At 69.1% G+C, this 15,739-nt stretch carries 12 protein-coding genes and 2 pseudogenes; 9 read left to right on the top strand and 5 right to left on the bottom strand.

The features are described from left to right. The first annotated feature begins 88 nt into the window (after positions 1 to 88). From ACFYPD_RS25555 to ACFYPD_RS25585, 7 genes and pseudogenes are all read left to right on the top strand, one after another. Positions 89 to 1,462, top strand: a complete 1,374-nt coding sequence (locus tag ACFYPD_RS25555; RefSeq protein WP_387118364.1) for a purine-cytosine permease family protein — start codon at positions 89 to 91, stop codon at positions 1,460 to 1,462. Continuing rightward, the gene (locus ACFYPD_RS25560) at positions 1,459 to 2,478 is read left to right on the top strand and encodes an LLM class flavin-dependent oxidoreductase (protein WP_387118367.1); all 1,020 of its coding nucleotides are present in this window, start codon (positions 1,459 to 1,461) and stop codon (positions 2,476 to 2,478) included. Before ACFYPD_RS25555 ends, ACFYPD_RS25560 begins: the two co-directional genes overlap by 4 nt. Further along, the gene (locus ACFYPD_RS25565) at positions 2,475 to 3,725 is read left to right on the top strand and encodes a M24 family metallopeptidase (RefSeq protein WP_387118370.1); all 1,251 of its coding nucleotides are present in this window, start codon (positions 2,475 to 2,477) and stop codon (positions 3,723 to 3,725) included. The genes ACFYPD_RS25560 and ACFYPD_RS25565 overlap by 4 nt, the downstream gene beginning before the upstream one ends. Further along, positions 3,722 to 4,981, top strand: a complete 1,260-nt coding sequence (locus ACFYPD_RS25570) for a pyridoxal-phosphate dependent enzyme (protein WP_387118373.1) — start codon at positions 3,722 to 3,724, stop codon at positions 4,979 to 4,981. Before ACFYPD_RS25565 ends, ACFYPD_RS25570 begins: the two co-directional genes overlap by 4 nt. Beyond that, the gene (locus ACFYPD_RS25575) at positions 4,978 to 5,934 is read left to right on the top strand and encodes an LLM class flavin-dependent oxidoreductase (protein WP_387118376.1); all 957 of its coding nucleotides are present in this window, start codon (positions 4,978 to 4,980) and stop codon (positions 5,932 to 5,934) included. The genes ACFYPD_RS25570 and ACFYPD_RS25575 overlap by 4 nt, the downstream gene beginning before the upstream one ends. A gap of 1,090 nt (positions 5,935 to 7,024) precedes the next feature. After that, positions 7,025 to 7,288: pseudogene (locus tag ACFYPD_RS25580) on the top strand (integrase core domain-containing protein); the annotation flags it as partial. A gap of 145 nt (positions 7,289 to 7,433) precedes the next feature. Beyond that, positions 7,434 to 8,255 carry a CPBP family intramembrane glutamic endopeptidase gene (locus ACFYPD_RS25585; RefSeq protein WP_387118379.1) on the top strand — a complete coding sequence of 274 codons (822 nt, stop codon included), beginning with the start codon at positions 7,434 to 7,436 and terminating at the stop codon, positions 8,253 to 8,255. Between the two features lie 999 nt (positions 8,256 to 9,254). On the opposite strand, the gene ACFYPD_RS25590 is transcribed toward ACFYPD_RS25585, so the two are convergent. From ACFYPD_RS25590 to ACFYPD_RS25610, 5 genes are read right to left on the bottom strand one after another with little or no spacing between them, the layout of a single operon-like run. Beyond that, on the bottom strand, positions 9,255 to 10,049 hold the full coding sequence (locus ACFYPD_RS25590) for an amino acid ABC transporter ATP-binding protein (protein ID WP_387118382.1): 795 nt from the start codon (positions 10,047 to 10,049) through the stop codon (positions 9,255 to 9,257). Then, positions 10,046 to 11,011 carry an amino acid ABC transporter permease gene (locus ACFYPD_RS25595; protein WP_387118386.1) on the bottom strand — a complete coding sequence of 322 codons (966 nt, stop codon included), beginning with the start codon at positions 11,009 to 11,011 and terminating at the stop codon, positions 10,046 to 10,048. Before ACFYPD_RS25595 ends, ACFYPD_RS25590 begins: the two co-directional genes overlap by 4 nt. Positions 11,012 to 11,016: 5 nt before the next feature. Next, positions 11,017 to 11,937, bottom strand: a complete 921-nt coding sequence (locus ACFYPD_RS25600) for an ABC transporter substrate-binding protein (RefSeq protein ID WP_387118390.1) — start codon at positions 11,935 to 11,937, stop codon at positions 11,017 to 11,019. Between the two features lie 34 nt (positions 11,938 to 11,971). Next, positions 11,972 to 12,790, bottom strand: coding sequence for a deaminated glutathione amidase (locus ACFYPD_RS25605; RefSeq protein WP_387118393.1), 819 nt, complete (start codon positions 12,788 to 12,790; stop codon positions 11,972 to 11,974). After that, the gene (locus tag ACFYPD_RS25610) at positions 12,791 to 13,780 is read right to left on the bottom strand and encodes a hypothetical protein (protein WP_387118396.1); all 990 of its coding nucleotides are present in this window, start codon (positions 13,778 to 13,780) and stop codon (positions 12,791 to 12,793) included. It abuts the gene before it with no gap. A gap of 88 nt (positions 13,781 to 13,868) precedes the next feature. Between ACFYPD_RS25610 and ACFYPD_RS25615 the strand changes: the two genes are divergently transcribed. Together ACFYPD_RS25615 and ACFYPD_RS25620 are read left to right on the top strand one after the other, a co-directional pair. Continuing rightward, entirely contained in the window at positions 13,869 to 15,260 is a 1,392-nt protein-coding gene (locus ACFYPD_RS25615; protein ID WP_387118399.1) for a PLP-dependent aminotransferase family protein, read from the top strand. A gap of 78 nt (positions 15,261 to 15,338) precedes the next feature. Further along, a pseudogene (locus tag ACFYPD_RS25620) lies at positions 15,339 to 15,488 on the top strand (IS6 family transposase); the annotation flags it as partial. Positions 15,489 to 15,739: the final 251 nt, after the last annotated feature.

Here is a 15,739-nt window from a genome sequence, read left to right on the forward strand (position 1 = left end):
ACCACCTTCCGAGAGTATGTGCGGAATCCCTAACGACGACCAACCTCGTCGAGGGCTATCCCCCGTCGCGTGATTCCCGGAGAGTGCGATGTCCGTCAAGGAACCGATCCGCACGAACGAACCACGAGTCCGTACGACTGAGGGCAACATCGCCGAAACCATGGAAGACCATGCTCTCGAAGCCGTTCCCCGGTCGCAGCGCAAGCCCCTCCTACAACTGATCATGGTGCAGGTCGGCTGGAACATCAGCGTCAGCAGCTTCCTCGTCGGCGGCGTCATCGGCGCCGGCACCACGTTCGGGGAGGGCATGGCCGCCATCGCCATCGGCAACCTGGTCCTCGCCGTCGTGGCCTCGCTGATCGGCATCATCGGCTTCCGCACCGGGCTGACGAGCTATCTCGCGTCGCGTGCCGTGTTCGGCACCTCCGGCTCGGTGCTGGTCTCCATCGTGCTCGGCATCGTGGCCATGGGCTTCATCGGCGTGCTCATGGACACCTGGGGCGGGGCGGTGAACCACCTGATCCCGGCCATCCCGTCGTCGGCGTTCGTCATTGCTTTCGCGCTCGCGATCCTCACGACAGCGATCTTCGGCTTCAAGGGACTGCACCGGTTCTCCGCGATCGCGGTTCCGGTGCAGGTGGCGATCGGGCTCTTCGCACTAGTGCGCATCGGGAACCTCGACGGTGGCTTCGGTGAGGTGTTCGCCGCACAGCCGGCCAAGGCGATCGGATTCCCGGCGGCCGTGAGTTTCGTCGTCGCGACCTGGGTCACCGGAGCGGCCCTCGTGTCGGACGTGCAGCGCTACGCATTGCGTGCTCGTGACGTGATCATCTCCTGCTTCCTGAGCTTCGTCATCGGCGTCGGCATCTTCGAGACGATCGCGACCGTCTCGGCGATGAAGGTCGGCCAGAGCAACTTCGTCGTCGTAATGCAGGGCCTTGGCCTGCTGGCGCCTGCCGCAGTCCTGCTGTTCCTCGCCCTGTGGAACACGGCGGACAACAACATCTACTCGGCATCGCTCGCCTTCACGTCGGCCTCCAACCTGCTGAAGCTGCGGCTGACCAAGCCGGTCTGGACCGTCGTGGCTGTCGTGATCGCCGTCGGGATAGCGTTCCTCGGCCTTGCCGACCAGTTCGGCGAGTTCCTTGGCGTGGTCGGAGTCGTCGTGCCTCCGTTCGCGGGCCTGCTCATCGCCCACTTCTGGGTCCTGCACCGCCGCGATGACGCACGGGTCCTGCAGAATGTGCCGGCCGTGCGCTGGGAGGCGGCTGCCTGCTGGATCGCCGCCGCGCTGATCGCCTGGTACGGCGAGTTCCTCCTGGCGAACGCCATCGAGGGCCTGGTTGCAGGGTTCGTCCTCTACACGCTGGTCGGCCTGGTGAGTCGGCGCATACGCGGCGGCACTCGCCCGCGCGACAGCGCTCCTACTCACAGCCGTGCCGCAGACGCTGTGGAGGCATGATGCGGTTCGGGTTGGGGGTGCCGACCGGCACCGAAGGGCTGATGTACACCGTCCCGTACGCGGACATCGACCAGGCTGTCGAGCTGGCCCGCGCGGCGGAGCGCCTCGGGTTCGAATCCGTCTGGGGCAACGACCACGTGACCACCCAGCGGTACGTGCGCGCGGACTTCGACCAGCCGCCCCGCTACTACGACGTGTTCGCATACCTCAGCTATGTCGCCGCGGTTACCACCAGCATCCGACTGGGTACAGCGATCATGGTACTGCCCTTCCGGCATCCCGTCGTGGCCGCCAAGCAGGCGGCGACGCTGGACCAGCTGTCACACGGGCGGGCGGTACTCGGCGTCGGCATCGGCGCCTACCGTGAGGAGTTCGAGGCGATGCACCCGGGGACGCACCTTCACCGCGGGCAGCACGCGGAGGAAGCGATCTCGGCACTGCGGCAGCTGTTCACCGAACGCAGCGCCAGCTACCACGGCAAATGGGTCGCGTTCGAGGACGTGGAGAGCTATCCGAAACCGTTCCGGGGACACCTGCCCTTGTTGTCCGGCGGCAACTCGGCGGGATCCCGCTCCCGGGCGGCGAGGTTGGCCGACGGCTGGTTACCCGCCTGCCTGTCGGTGGGCGAGGTGCGATCCGGCGCGCGGCTGATCCGCGACGAGGCCGAGCAGCACGGTCGCCAGCTTCCGGGCGACTTCGAGATCGCCCTACAGGTGGGCGTGAGCGTCGCCCCGACCCGGGAACAGGCCCGGCGCCGGTTCGAGTCCTCCCAGATATTCCGCCACCTGCTGTCCCTGTCCAAGACCACCCTCAAGGATCAAGGCGTCGACGACCTCTTCTCCCGCAACCTCGTCGGCACCCCACAGGACGTCGCGGAACAGGTCGAGGCGTACCGGGAGGCGGGTGTGACCACCATGGCGGCACTGCTGTTCGCGGCCGATTCCGTCGAGGAGACCATCGACGCGATGGCGCAGTTCAGCCAGGAGGTCATCGCACCGGACGGAGTGTCGTCATGACGATGGTGTCGAGCGGACCGCGGGTGGCCGAGGCGGTCACCCGAGCGCTGCCACGCGCCGAGGTCCCACCGTGGCCGGACGTCGACCTCCGGGTGCTCGCCCGGGAGCGGCTGGCACGGCTGCGGGCAGGCCTGGCGGGCGCGCCCTACGACGCGCTCGTCCTGACCCAGCCAGAGAGCGTGCACTACGTCACCGGGTACCGCAGCGTGCCGGGCCAGGTGTTCCGCGCCCACCGGATCTCGGCCGTCGTCACCGGGGACGATCTTTGGGTGGTGTGCGCCGCCTCGGACGCACCGGCCGCCGCCGACTGGGGTGTTCCTGTGGACCGGCTGGTGCCGTTCGGGCGGTTCTACGTGGAAGCGGGACAGGCTGTCAACGACAACCACGTCCAGATCTCCCGCATGGCCGACCGGCACTCCGACCTTCCCGCCGCGCTGCGGTCGGTGGTTGGTCGTCTTGCGGGTGGCATCCGATTCGGGCTTGAGGACACGTCGGGTCATCCCGAACTCGCCGAGGTGCTCGCTGGCGCCGACGACGCCACGGCTGTCGTCACGGCGGCCCGGTCCATCAAGCTCCCCGGCGAGGTCGCCATACTGCGGTACGCCGCTCGGCTGTCGGAATCGGCGGTGCGGGCGGCGCTGGTGACGGCGGTACCGGGCGTCACGGAGCGGGAGCTGGCGGCGGTGATCGCCGCAACGATGGTGGCCGGCGCAGGGGACCCCCGCTTCGTGGTCGCCACCACGGGCGAGCGGAGCGCCCTCGCCGACGCCATGCCCACCGACCGCCGGTGGCAACCGGGCGAGGCGGCCCGCTTCGACGTCGGTTGCGTGGTCGAGGGTTACTGGTCGGACATCGGTCGCACGGCGGTGCTCGGTGAACCCGACGATCGCCAGCGGCGGGTGTACGCCGCCGTGCACGCGGGCGAGCAGGCGCAGCTCGAGCTGGCGCGACCCGGCGTCACCGCCGCGGAGCTGTTCCGCGCCGGGTTCGACGCGACCGGCGGCCACGTGATGAGCTACCGCCGGCAGCACTGCGGCCACGGCATCGGCCTGTCCATCTACGAGCCTCCGGTGATCGCCCCGGACATCGACGTGCCACTTGAGGCGGGGATGACCTTCTGCTTCGAGACGCCGTACTACGAACTCGGTTGGGGCGGCATGATGGTGGAGGACACCGTCGTGGTGACCCAGACGGGGATCGAGATGCTCTGCTCCGGTGAGCGTGAGCTGGCGGTGGTGCCCGCATGAGCCGCTACGACGGGCAACTGGCCTGTGTGCGCTGCGACCGCCGCTACCTTGCCCCCTCCGTCGCCCTGATCGGCGGCGGCTGCCCGCGGTGCGCCGATGAGGGTGTCCCCGCCAACATCCTGCCGGTGCTCGACCTCACGGGGATGGATCACCTTCCGGTCGACCTCGCCCAGCCGGGCCTGTTCCGGTACCGCGCCATGCTGCCACTCGCCGCCGATACCCGGCCGGTCAGCCTCGGCGAGGGCGGCACGCCCCTCGTCGACCTTCCCCATCTGGCCGAGCGGTCCGGGGTGCGGGGAGTGTTCCTGAAGGACGAGAGCCGCAACCCCACCTGGTCCTACAAGGACCGGCTGGCGGCGGTCGCGGTGAGCAAGGCTGTCGAGGTCGGCGCCGGCACCGTGGTGGTGGCCAGCACCGGCAACCACGGCGCGGCCATCGCCGCCTACGCGGCCCGGGCGGGGCTACGTTGCGTCGTGCTCACGCTGGCCTCGGTCCCGGCGACAATGAAAACCCTGATGCAGTCGTACGGGGCCGACGTGGTCGCGCTGCAGCACCCGGCCGATCGGTGGTCACTCATGCGGGAGCTCGTCGCCACCCGCGGGTGGATGGCCATGTCGGGGTTCGCGAACCCGCCAGCCGGATCCAACCCGTACGGCGTCGATGGCTACAAGACCATCGCGTACGAACTGGTGGAACAGCTTTCCCGCCCGCCGGACGTGGTCGTCGTCCCAGTCGCCTACGGCGACGGGCTCTCCGGCATCGGCCGGGGGTTCGCCGACCTGGCGGCAATCGGAGTGATCGAACGTGTTCCGCGCCTCATCGCGGCCGAGCCGTTCGGGCCCCTGGCCGCCGCGCTCGCGTCGGGGGCGTCCGTCGCCGGTCCGGTTCCCGTGCAGCCGTCGGTGGCGTTTTCCACCGCCTCCCCGTTCGGCAGCCAGCAGAGCCTCGCGGCCCTTTGGGCGAGCCACGGTGCGGCGTTCGCGACCCCAGACGACGAGGAGATCATGGCGACCCAGCTGCAGCTCGCCCAGGAGGCTGGCGTGTATCTAGAGGCCTCGAGCGTGACGGCGGCCGTGGCGCTGGGCAGGGCAGCCGCCGCCGGAGTGGTGTGCCACGAGGACACGGTCGTGATCATCGGCACCTCCACGGGGCTAAAGGACGTGGGCGCGACGGCCGCCCGGCTGCCGGATGTCGCGGTGATCCCACCGTCGGTCGATGCGCTGGATGACGCGCTTACGGCGAGGACCACGACGTGAGGCTGGCCTTCTCGATCTCCGGGCACCGCGACTCAGCCAGCGCGGTACGGGCCGCCATCGCGGCGGAGGCGGCGGGATTCGACGACGTGTGGTTGACCGAGGACTACCTGGAGCGTGGAGCGTTCGCCCTCGCCGGGGCGGTCGCAGCCGCGACGTCGCGGGTCCGCGTCGGCATCGGGGTGGTGAACCCGTGGACGAGACACCCGGCGCTGACCGCTATGGAGTTCGCCACCCTGGATGAGATCAGCGGTGGACGCGCCGTGCTCGGACTGGGCGCGAGCAACGAGCACTGGATGTCCGACCAGCTCGGTATCCCGTTCCAGCGGCCGCTCGCCCGCACCCTGGAGGCGGTGGCCGTGCTGCGGCAGCTCCTCACCGGCGCGCAGGTGAGCTTCGCCGGCGAGTTCTTCCACGTGGACACCCGACTGTCCTTCACGCCGGTGCGCCCCGATCCCCCCATCGTCCTCGGGGTCAAGGGTCCCCAGGCCATCGCCCGCGGTGGCAAGCTAGCAGACGGCCTGCTGCTGTCCATCCTCGCCGGGCCGAAGTACGTGCGGTGGGTACGCGAGCAGGTCGGCCCGGGTCTGGAGCTGTCGGCCTATGTGGGGATCGCGGTCGACGAGGATGCGGCGACCGCACGGGACCGGATCCGGCCCATGGTGGCGCGCTTCCTCGGCGTGCACGGCGAGCACATCATCACGCGCCTTGCCGGCGTGGAACCTGACGTGGCGGCGAGCCTGCGCGAGGGCTGGCATCGCGGCGTCCCGCGCACAGATCTCGTCACCGACGACCTGCTGGACGCCGTGGTGGCCGCCGGGACCGTGGCCGATGCAGCCCGGGCTTTCGACCGCCTGGAAAAGGCCGGGCTGGACGTCGCGGTGGTGCGAGACGACCCGGCCGTCGAGCCGAACGAGACGCTGCGCGTGTCGGACGCGGTGGTACGGGCCTGGTAGCCACGTCGCGCCGGACGCGCCACGGTCGCTGTTAGGGCGGAGCCAATGCGCCCAGAAGGTTGCGCCCGGAGCCGGCGTGGTCGGGCCGCCCCGACCGCCGAGGCTCGGATGGCTCACGGCTGGCCGTGCGCACCACGCCCTCCGCCCAGCGGCGCAGCCATCCGGGACGACCCGCTGTGCGAGCAGCCTGACCGCTTCGGGTCCGCCGAAGAGGTCACCAAGCAGGAAGCCCTGGTCAAGGCGGTGCGACTGAGATTGATCTTCCGGATAGCAGGACTGCTCGGGAGGGAGAGACGGGCGCACCCAGCGACGGACACCTATCGCCCGGGCGCATCGGCGGGACGCCCCAGCCGTCGACTTGCTACCTGAAGCTGCTCAGCGCGCTGCTGGCGTCGGGGAGGTGAACACTTCGATCTTCTCTGGGAGGTCACGCCAGCCTACTCGCCCACATCACCGCAGGTCAGCGCGCTATTCCGCGTCCGACTGTGGTGAGCACTTCGGGGCGCGGTGACCACTTCGCCGACCTGCACCCAATCTGCTCCCAGATGCAAGGCCAGGCCGTCCAGCGGCTCCTTACCGCCCTGACCTGCGCATACTCCCCGGCCAGGCGACATAGAGTGCCGTCGACTGCTGTGCATACGGCTGAGCACTCCGTGTGAAGCAGGACGCTGCCCCGGCTCTGACCTGCGGTAATGAGAAGCCGCAGGTGGGGGCGGGTGCAGTTGAGCGCCGTTGCGTGCTGTTGGATCAGTTCAACGCCGTTCAGTGCACACGGCTGCTCCCCACGTGCTCCCCGACCCCGGCGCGCGACGTGGCGTCGCCCGGTGCCTTGGCGCTTCGCCTCGGCACGTCTTTAAGGAACAGCATCGAGGCTGACGTTTACTCAGCGTGACCGGCGTGCTGAGACACCACGCGCACGGTCGGCGGCAAGAGCGGATGTTTCATGCTTGCCGGAGTACCAACGTCGACGGGCCGCTGTGGCGGTCTACTCGCCTGCGTCTGCGTGGGTGAGTAGGCGGGCGGCCAGGGCGCGCACCTCGGCTCTGAGTTCGGCGGGCCGTTCGATGGTGAAGGGAAGACACCGCCACGCACGCCTCGGACGAACGCGTACGCGGAACGCTTCGTGCGCAGCGTCCGGGCCGAGTGCACCGACCGGGTCCTTATCTACAACGAACAGCACGCCGGCACCGTGCTGCGCGACTACGAGGACCACTTCGTCCGGCACCGGCCCCACCAGAGCCTGGAGCAGCATCCACCCGACTACGACCCCGACGCGGTCGTCGCGATCGACAAGCCGATCCGGCGACGCCGCGTCCTGGGCGGCGTCATCAAGGAATATCGTCGAGCCGATTGATCCGCCAGGCAAATCTCCAGCACACAGCCTTAAACAGAGTTTTGGCACGGTACAGGCCGGAATGATTCGGCCGAAGCGGGGTAGCCGGCGCCGTGATACGGCGGCGAGGCGTGGACCTGACTCGGGTGAAGGAACAGAGGGTGGCATGACGCCGCCGTCGAACTCGCGGCACCTCCTGCCGGCGGACAGCCGACGCCTATCCGTGGTCGCGTTCGTCGGCATGGTCGTCGCCTACCTGGTCGTGCTCCACGGGCTGGCACTGACCCTGACCAGTGGCCTGGAAACGAGGTACGCCGCGCCTAGAACGCTGAACGAGATGTGGCGCAGCATCACGGTTCCGGAGGCGGTCTCCGTCGTGCTGGTGATCGCGGCCATCTCCTGGCTTCGCTGGTGGCCGCCGGTCTTGCGGGATAACCATCCGGTCCAGCGCTGGGTCGTGGTCGTGCCCATCGGCATGGCGACCTGCGCTCTCATCGTGACCGACTACGGCGCCCTCGCCACCAAGGGCGCCACCTTCACCCTGACACTCCTGCTCTCCGCACTGCTGATCGGCGCCAGCGAGGAACTGATATTCCGTGGGCTCGGGGTGACCGTGTTCCGCTCCACCGGGTTCACCGAAGGAAAGGTCGCCCTGTGGTCCACGGTCATCTTCGCCCTCGCCCACGCCACCAACCTGCTCACCGTAGGTGCCGTAGCCTTCGCCCAGGTACTGACCACCATGGTCGCCGGCTACTTCCTCTACCTCATCCGACGCCGCTCCGGCGGCATCACCGTGCCGGCCATCATCCACGGAATGTGGGACTTCTCCCTCATCTCAGCCCAGGTAATCCCGGGCAAGCCCCACCTCCTCTCACTCCTGGCCATCGTCACCATGGCGGTCCTGGCCATCGTCGTACTGGCACGCCGGCACCACATCGAACCAGTCACCGCCCAGCAAGGAACACGTACACGGAGATCGCGTCGGTAGTGAGCAGCTGAGTGCAGCCGAGCGCCGCGCAGTTCTTGGAGTTGTCGCGAGGGTTGGGCACGGGCAGCCCCGCCTTGTCGAACGCTGCCACCACCTACTCGGCAGTTGGACCCGTGGTCGCAGGCTTCGCAGCCGAACCCGCCACAGCAGCGGTCGCAGTGCTCTGCTTTGCAGCAGGCGCCGGGATGTTGGTGGTGCCGGAGGAACAGCCAGCCGCGGCAACCATGACAACGGCGGCCACAGGCAGCACCAGTGAAGATCGCAAAGTCACGGCTGGCAGTGTGCACCACGTCTGCCGCCAGTAGCGCAGCGGGGCGAGACGACCTGCTGCGGGAGCAGCTGGACCTCTTCGGATTTGTCGAAGAGGTCACCGAGCAGAAGGCCCTGCTCAGGGGATTTGCCGTGGGATTCGAGTCTCAGCTCCCGGGATCCATATCGACGCCACCACGACGGCGCCCAGAGCCATGCGTCGATGCAGGATGCCCTCGTGATTGGCGTCAGCGGGCCGCGGGACGACAGCCGGCACCGACCAGGCGGGGAGCAGCGAACCCTGACCACTTCGGTGTTCTCTGGGAGGTCACACCGACCCGCTCGTCCACATCGCAGCAGGTCAGCGCACTATTCCTTGTCGGACCTCGGTGAGCACTTCGGACGCGGTGACCACTTCGCCGAGCTGCACCCAACCTGCTCCCAAATGCAAGGCCAGGCCGTCGAGCGGCTCCTTACCGCTTTGACCTGCGGATACTCACCTGCCAGGCAACATAGAGTGCTTTCGACTGCTGCTCAATATGGCTGAGCACTCCGTGTGAAGCAAGACGCTGCACCGCCTCTGATCTGCGCAATTGTGAAGCAGCAGGCGGGAACGCATGTCGTTGGGCGCCGTTGAGCGCCGTTCGATGCAGTACAGCGCCGTTGAGTGCACCTCGCTGCTCCCAATCTGCTCTCCCCGACCGCCGCCCACCGATTCCCGGCGGTGGACGGCGGTCACTGAGCTGGGGCTCAGGCGGTCGACTGTCCGGCTGGGAGGAATCGTGAGAGGAAGGCCCGGGTACGCGGGTTGGCAGGCCGATCGAGCACCTCGGCGGGCGTGCCGCTCTCGACGATCGTGCCGCCGTCCATGAAGACGACGCGGTCGGCGACCTCGCGGGCGAACGTGATCTCGTGGGTCACCACGATCATCGTCAGCCCGTCCGCGGCGAGGTCCCGCATCGTGGCGAGCACCTCACCGACCAGTTCCGGGTCCAGCGCGCTGGTCGGCTCGTCGAAGAGCATCAGCTTGGGGCGCATGGCGAGCGCCCGGGCGATGGCCACGCGCTGCTGCTGGCCACCCGACAGCTGGCGGGGGAACGAGTCCGCCTTGTCCGCCAGACCGACCTTGTCGAGCAGGGCACGCGCCCGGGCGAGCACCTTCGCCCTGGGCTCGCGCAGCACCCCGACGGGCGCCTCGATGACGTTGCCGAGCACCGTCAGGTGCGGGAAGAGGTTGAAGTGCTGGAACACCATGCCGATCTGGCGCCGGGTCCGGGCGACGCGCCGCTCGGGCAGCCGGTGGATGCGCCTACCGCGCTGCTCGTACCCGACGAGCTCGCCATCCACTGTGACGGAGCCGCCATCGATGCGCTCGAGGTGGTTGACGCAGCGGAGGAAGGTGGACTTTCCGGAGCCGGATGGGCCCAGGATCACCACCACCTCGCCGGGGTGCACGTCGAGGTCGACCCCCTTGAGCACCTCCAGCGGCCCGAACTGCTTGCGTACTCCGCGAGCCGACATCAGCGGCTGGCTGGCAGCGGTCATGACGGCACCTCCACCCTCGGCACGGCCGGCTTGCGACGGATCTTGAGGACGTCGCGGTAGCGGGTCGGTGCGTTGCGGTTGCTCCCGCGGGCGTAGTGCCGCTCGATGAACGACTGCCCGACGTAGAGGATCGACGTGATCACCAGATACCAGACGCACGCCACGAGCAGGAGCGGGATCGTCTGGAAGGTGCGGTTGTAGATGGACTGCACGGTGTAGAGCAGGTCGCTGAGCGCGATCACGCTCACCAGCGACGTCGCCTTGAGCATGTTGATCACCTGGCTGCCCGTGGGGGGCACGATGAAGCGCATCGCCTGTGGCAGGACGACCCGGAAGAGGGTCCGTGTCCGGCTCATGCCGAGCGCCTGCGCCGCCTCGGTCTGCCCCTGGTCGACCGACATAAGGCCGCCCCGGACGATCTCGGCCATGTAGGCGCCTTCGTTCAGCCCGAGGCCGAGGATCGCAGCGAGCAGCGGGGTGATGAGCGCGTTGGTCTCCCAGTGCGCGAACTCGGGCCCGAACGGAATGCCGATCGACACCCGCGGCATCAGCGCCGACATGTTGAACCAGAAGATGAGCTGCACCAGCGCCGGCACCCCGCGGAAGAACCAGATGTATAGCGCGGCGAGGGACCGCAACAGCCAGTTCGTGGAGAGCCGGCAGACCGCCAGCAGCACACCGAGCATGATGCCGACGGCCATCGCGATGACGGTGAGCTTCAGCGTGGTCCACAGGCCGCGGCCGACCGACTCCGTGTTGAAGTACTGGAGGACCACGTCCCATTCGAAGTTGGGGTTGGTCACCAGCATGTGGATCAGCTGCGCGGCGAGGACGGCGACCACGACGGTCGCCACCCACTGCAGCGGATGCCGCTGGGGCACGGCATGTGCGACGTCGACCGGCTCGGCGGTGCCGGCGACGCCATCGCCGGCGTCCCGGGTAGCCGGGGCGTTCGTGGCCATGGTATTCACCCCTTGCTGCCGGCCAGATTGACGCCCGGCTTGTCGAGCTTGTTGCCGTCGAGACCCCACTTCGCCATGATCTTGGCGTAGGTGCCGTTGTCGAAGAGCTCCTGCAGGCCGGCCAGCAGCACGTCACGCAGCGCCGAGTCCTTCGGCACGACCGCACCCTGGAAGAGGTCGTCGAAGCCGTTCTTCTGCCCGACCGCGGCGAGCTCCAGCTCACCCTTGGACTGGTCGACGAAGTAGGTCAGCGGGGCCTGCGAGGAGAAGAAGGCGTCGGCGCGGCCGGACTTGACCGACAGGATCGACGACGGCTGGTCCTTGTACGACTGCACCTCGATCGCCGGCTTGCCCTCGGCGGTGCACTTCTGCGCCTGGTTTTTGATCACCTTTTCGGCCGAGCCGGCGGCCATCACGGCGACCCGCAGGCCGCAGGCGCTGTCGAGGTCCTTGATCTGCTTCGGGTTACCCTTCGGCACCGCGAAGACGACGAACTCCTGCACCCAGTCGACGAAGTCGTTGTCGGTCTCGCGCTCGGGGAAGTCGCCGATCGGGCCGAGGGCGAAGTCGTACCGGCCGGCCTTGATGCCGGTCAGCACGCCGGAGAGACCTTCGACGGTCACGTGCTCGACCTTGACGCCGAGCACCTGGCCGAGCGCGTCGGACAGGTCGGCGGCGGCGCCGCTGAGGTCCCGGTTGCTGCCGACGATCTCGTAGGGCGGGAAGGATCCGCTGTTGACCGACACCAGCTTGCCGGCCTGCTTGATCTTGTCGGGCAGCTTGTCGTGCAGGGCGGCGTCCTGCTGCTGCGTGGCGCTTTCGCCCCCGCCGCCCGGCTGAGCCTCGGACGGGTCCTTGGCGCAGCCGACGAGCGACAGCGACAGCAGCGCGGACACGGCGGTTACCGCGATGGTGGTACGGCGCATGGTGATAGTTCCTCTTATCCCAGGGTTGCTTTTGTCAGCCGGTCGTGGTGGCGAGCGACCGGGTCGGGGTGGGGTCGACGGAGAACCGCCGGTTGTCGAGCACGGGCAACCGCCGCCGGGCCTGGGCCAGCCGCTCGGCCGACACCTCGGCCCAGAGCAGGTCCGGCTCCTCGGCGAGGCGCCCGACCACGACGCCGAGCGGGTCGACGACCATCGAGTGACCGATGTTGCGCGGGCCGCATTCGCCGCACGCCGCGACGTAGACGGTGTTCTCCAGGGCACGCGCGGCGACCATCAGCTCCCAGTGCCGCTCCTTGAGCGGTCCGCGGACCCACGCCGCGGGCAGGACGAGAACGTCGGCGCCGCCCTCGGTCACGAGCAGCCGCGCCAACTCGGGAAAGCGTACGTCGTAGCAGGTCATCAGCCCGACGGTGTGCCCGGCGCAGGGGAAGGTCACCGGCGGGTCGTCGGCGGGGATGACGTTGTCGGACTCCTTGGCACCGAACGCGTCGTACAGGTGCAGTTTGCGATAGTTGGCGATAATCTGTCCGTCACGCAGCACGACGAGGGTGTTGTACGCCCGGCCGTCCGGTCCCGGCTCGTGGACACCGGCCACCACGGTGACCTCGGTCCCGGCGGTGGCTGCGGCGAGACCGGTGACGAACGGCCCGTCCAGCGGCTGGGCTGCGGTACGCAGCCGGGTGAAGTCATCGGTGAACCGCGCCAGCACCCCCTCGGGCAGGACCAGGAGGTCGGCCCCGCCGACGGCGGCCCGCTCCACCAGGGCCGTGCACTGGGTGAGATTGACCTGCCAGTCCTCGCTGGCGGCGAGCTGGCCCAACGCGAGGCGCATCTACTCCACTCCCATCTCAATGGCGATCTTGGTGTACTCGGGGAACAGCACGTCCGGGTCGATCGGCGACTCGGCGATGCCCTGGGCGTGCAGTTCCGCGCAGAAGGCGCTGATCATCGAGCGGTTCGCCGCGAGGCCGTGCGGCATCCAGTCCGGGCCATAGCGCCGCTCGGTGCCGTCGATCTCGGCGAGCGCCCACGGCGTCGAGTCGGCGTGCTTGCGGTAGCTGGCCCACCACGCCTGCTGCGATGCCCGCAGCGCCGTCATCAGGTCGGCGAGCAGATCCGGCCGCGCCTCGACATGCTCCCGCTTCACGGCGATGAGGTGGATGCCGGGGATGAACCCGACCTCCTCGCCGTAGCGCACCTCGGCCGCGCGGTAGTCGCGGTACAGCGGGCGCAGCGGCGTGTCGTCGCGATGGAAGCCCGGCGGCATGAACGGCGTCATGATCCCGTCGAGCGTGCCGTCGAGGAGCCCTCCGACGAGGGACTCTCCCGGCTCGGCGAGCCGTACCCACGGCGGTGGCGCCATCCCACCCATGCGGTCGCCGCCCGCCGCGTCGGGGGTGAGCGGCCCGACCATCCACGCGACGCCGGTGAGGTCGACGCCGGCCCGGCGCAGCACGGCGCGGGTCCAGGTGTTGCCGGAGTCCGGCCAGCCGGTCAGGCCGATCCGGGCACCGGCGAGGTCGGCGGCGCCGGCGGCGGGGCTGTCCTTGCGTACGAGGATGCAGCGGTGCCGGAACCCGCGCATGACGAAGGCGGGGATGCCCACAAGCCGGTCGTCGCCGGCCGCGCGGGCCAGGGTGTACCGGCTGAAGGAGGTCTCGCCGGCGTCGAGACCGCTCTCGTCGAGCAGGTCCGGGGTCACCGCGAGGCGCGCGACGCGCACGTCGAGCGGGGGTGCCCCGACCTCGCCCAGCGCGAGCGGCACCAGGTGCGACCAGGGCCGGACGCCGAGGCGGAGCGGGGTGTGGAGTGAGGTAGCCATCGCCGGCAACGATAAAGTTCAGACACCTGGCCGACAATAGTAGTTTTGTTACTGTTCATTCTTCTCACGATGTGGTGAACTATCTGCCATGACTCCCCCGCCACCGGCCACCCCCACCAGCGACCTGGACCCGCAGTGGCTGGCCGCGCGGATCGAGGACCGCAGCGCCCGGGGCATCGCGGCGACCGTCGCCGCGCTGATCCGCGCCGGCGCGATCCCACCCGGCACCCGGCTGCCCACCGTGCGCGCCCTCGGGCTCCAGCTCGGCGTCAGCCCCGCCACCGTGTCCGAGGCCTGGTCCCTCCTGCGCCGGCGCCGGTCGGTCGCCGGTCGGGGGCGCGCCGGCACCATCGTCACCGGCCCACCCGACGTACCGCACCCCCGCCGCTTCGAGGAGGTCGGCCGGCACGGCGACCGCCTCCTGCATGATCTCCGCCTCGCCGTACCGGACACCGCGCTGCTACCGCCGCTGGACGCCGCGCTCTCCGCGGCGCTGCGTGTCGGGGAGCTGAACGAATACCACCGGGTGCCGATCACCGAGCGCCTCGCCGACGCGGTCCGCCCCACGTGGCCGTTTCCGCCCGCGGGCCTGCTGGCCGTCAACGGCGGCTTCGACGGTCTGCTGCTGCTCTGCCAGGCCCTGGTCGTCACCGGCGACATGGTGGCGGTCGAGGATCCCACCGCGCCACGACTGCTCGACATCCTCGACGCGGTCGGCGCCGAGGTGATCCCGGTCCCCTGCGACGGGCGCGGTCCCCGGCCGGACGCCCTAGCCGACGCGGTACGCCGTAAGCCGGTGCTCTTCATCTACCAACCGCACGCCCACTCCCCGACCGGGCACAGCGTCGACCCGGCACGTAGCGCGGAACTCGCTGCCGCACTACGCGGCTCGGAAACCCTCGTGATCGAGGACGACGGCCTGGCCGACCTCGCCCCCGGGCCGGTGCAGACGCTCGGCACGGTCCTTCCCGATCGGGTGGTCTTCCTCCGCTCGTACTCGAAGTCACACGGCCCCGACCTGCGCCTCGCTGTCCTCGGTGGCGCGGCGGCACTGATCGAGCGGGCGCGCGTCTATCGGACGTTCGGCAGCGGGTGGACCAGCCGCATCCTGCAGAACTGCCTCGCCCACCTGCTCACCGACCCGCACACCAGCGCGCTTGTCACCGAGGCCGGCGAGATGTACCGAGCCCGGCGGCGAACGCTCGCCGCGGCGCTGGCCACCCGCGGCGTACGCACGGGCGGCACCGAAGGATTGAGCCTGTGGATGCCCGTCGAGGATGAACGATCCGCACTGGTCACACTCGCCGCGCACGGCGTGGCCGTCGTTCCGGGAGGCCGCTGTTTTTCCGGCCCGCACAAGCCTTTCCTCCGCGTCGCGACCAGCCGGCTCCACGAGCATGTCGACGAGGTGGCCGACCTGCTCGCCTTCGCCGCATTCGAAGAGCACGACCGCGGACAGCCGACCAACATACGGGGGTGACCAGCGTCGCCATCAACGACAGCCACGCGGTGCGCGGGATTTGGACGGATACCGGTGAAGTCGGCTCGCGCACACCCGATGCTGTCTCCGAAGTCGGCGTTCGCCGGGTTCCGGCTTCCGCCCGAGGTGATCATGGTCGCGGTGCGCCGGCATCTGCGGTTCAATCTGTCCTATCGAGACGTGGAGGAGCTGCTGGTCAAGCGCGCCGTGGAGGTCGATCACGTCACGTGCACACTGATCACCAGACAGCCCTTGGTTTGCATTCTTCTTCCCTAGACAAGAGGGATGATCGATCAAGGGCTGTCCCAATGACCAGCCGGGTCGATGCCACCGCCCAGCAGGTTAAGGGGTCAAGTTAGTGCTTTGACCACAGCCGTTGGCCGGTTGATACCGGTATCACCAACGCCGGCCCCGAAGGCACCAACGGCGTGATCAGGATCCCCGTTCCGAGGCTTATCCCGAAGCCGTTGCTGGACACC

This window comes from Micromonospora sp. NPDC005299 (assembly GCF_042872345.1).
Taxonomy (GTDB): Bacteria; Actinomycetota; Actinomycetes; order Mycobacteriales; family Micromonosporaceae; genus Micromonospora.

Bases quoted from the DNA above. Each gene is read 5' to 3' on its own strand.
- ACFYPD_RS25595 (WP_387118386.1), bottom strand. From the start codon at position 11,011: ATGGCCACGAACGCCCCGGCTACCCGGGACGCCGGCGATGGCGTCGCC.
- ACFYPD_RS25605 (WP_387118393.1), bottom strand. From the start codon at position 12,790: ATGCGCCTCGCGTTGGGCCAGCTCGCCGCCAGCGAGGACTGGCAGGTC.
- ACFYPD_RS25570 (WP_387118373.1), top strand. From the start codon at position 3,722: ATGAGCCGCTACGACGGGCAACTGGCCTGTGTGCGCTGCGACCGCCGC.
- ACFYPD_RS25560 (WP_387118367.1), top strand. From the start codon at position 1,459: ATGATGCGGTTCGGGTTGGGGGTGCCGACCGGCACCGAAGGGCTGATG.
- ACFYPD_RS25565 (WP_387118370.1), top strand. From the start codon at position 2,475: ATGACGATGGTGTCGAGCGGACCGCGGGTGGCCGAGGCGGTCACCCGA.
- ACFYPD_RS25600 (WP_387118390.1), bottom strand. From the start codon at position 11,937: ATGCGCCGTACCACCATCGCGGTAACCGCCGTGTCCGCGCTGCTGTCG.
- ACFYPD_RS25610 (WP_387118396.1), bottom strand. From the start codon at position 13,780: ATGGCTACCTCACTCCACACCCCGCTCCGCCTCGGCGTCCGGCCCTGG.
- ACFYPD_RS25590 (WP_387118382.1), bottom strand. From the start codon at position 10,049: ATGACCGCTGCCAGCCAGCCGCTGATGTCGGCTCGCGGAGTACGCAAG.
- ACFYPD_RS25585 (WP_387118379.1), top strand. From the start codon at position 7,434: ATGACGCCGCCGTCGAACTCGCGGCACCTCCTGCCGGCGGACAGCCGA.
- ACFYPD_RS25555 (WP_387118364.1), top strand. From the start codon at position 89: ATGTCCGTCAAGGAACCGATCCGCACGAACGAACCACGAGTCCGTACG.
- ACFYPD_RS25615 (WP_387118399.1), top strand. From the start codon at position 13,869: ATGACTCCCCCGCCACCGGCCACCCCCACCAGCGACCTGGACCCGCAG.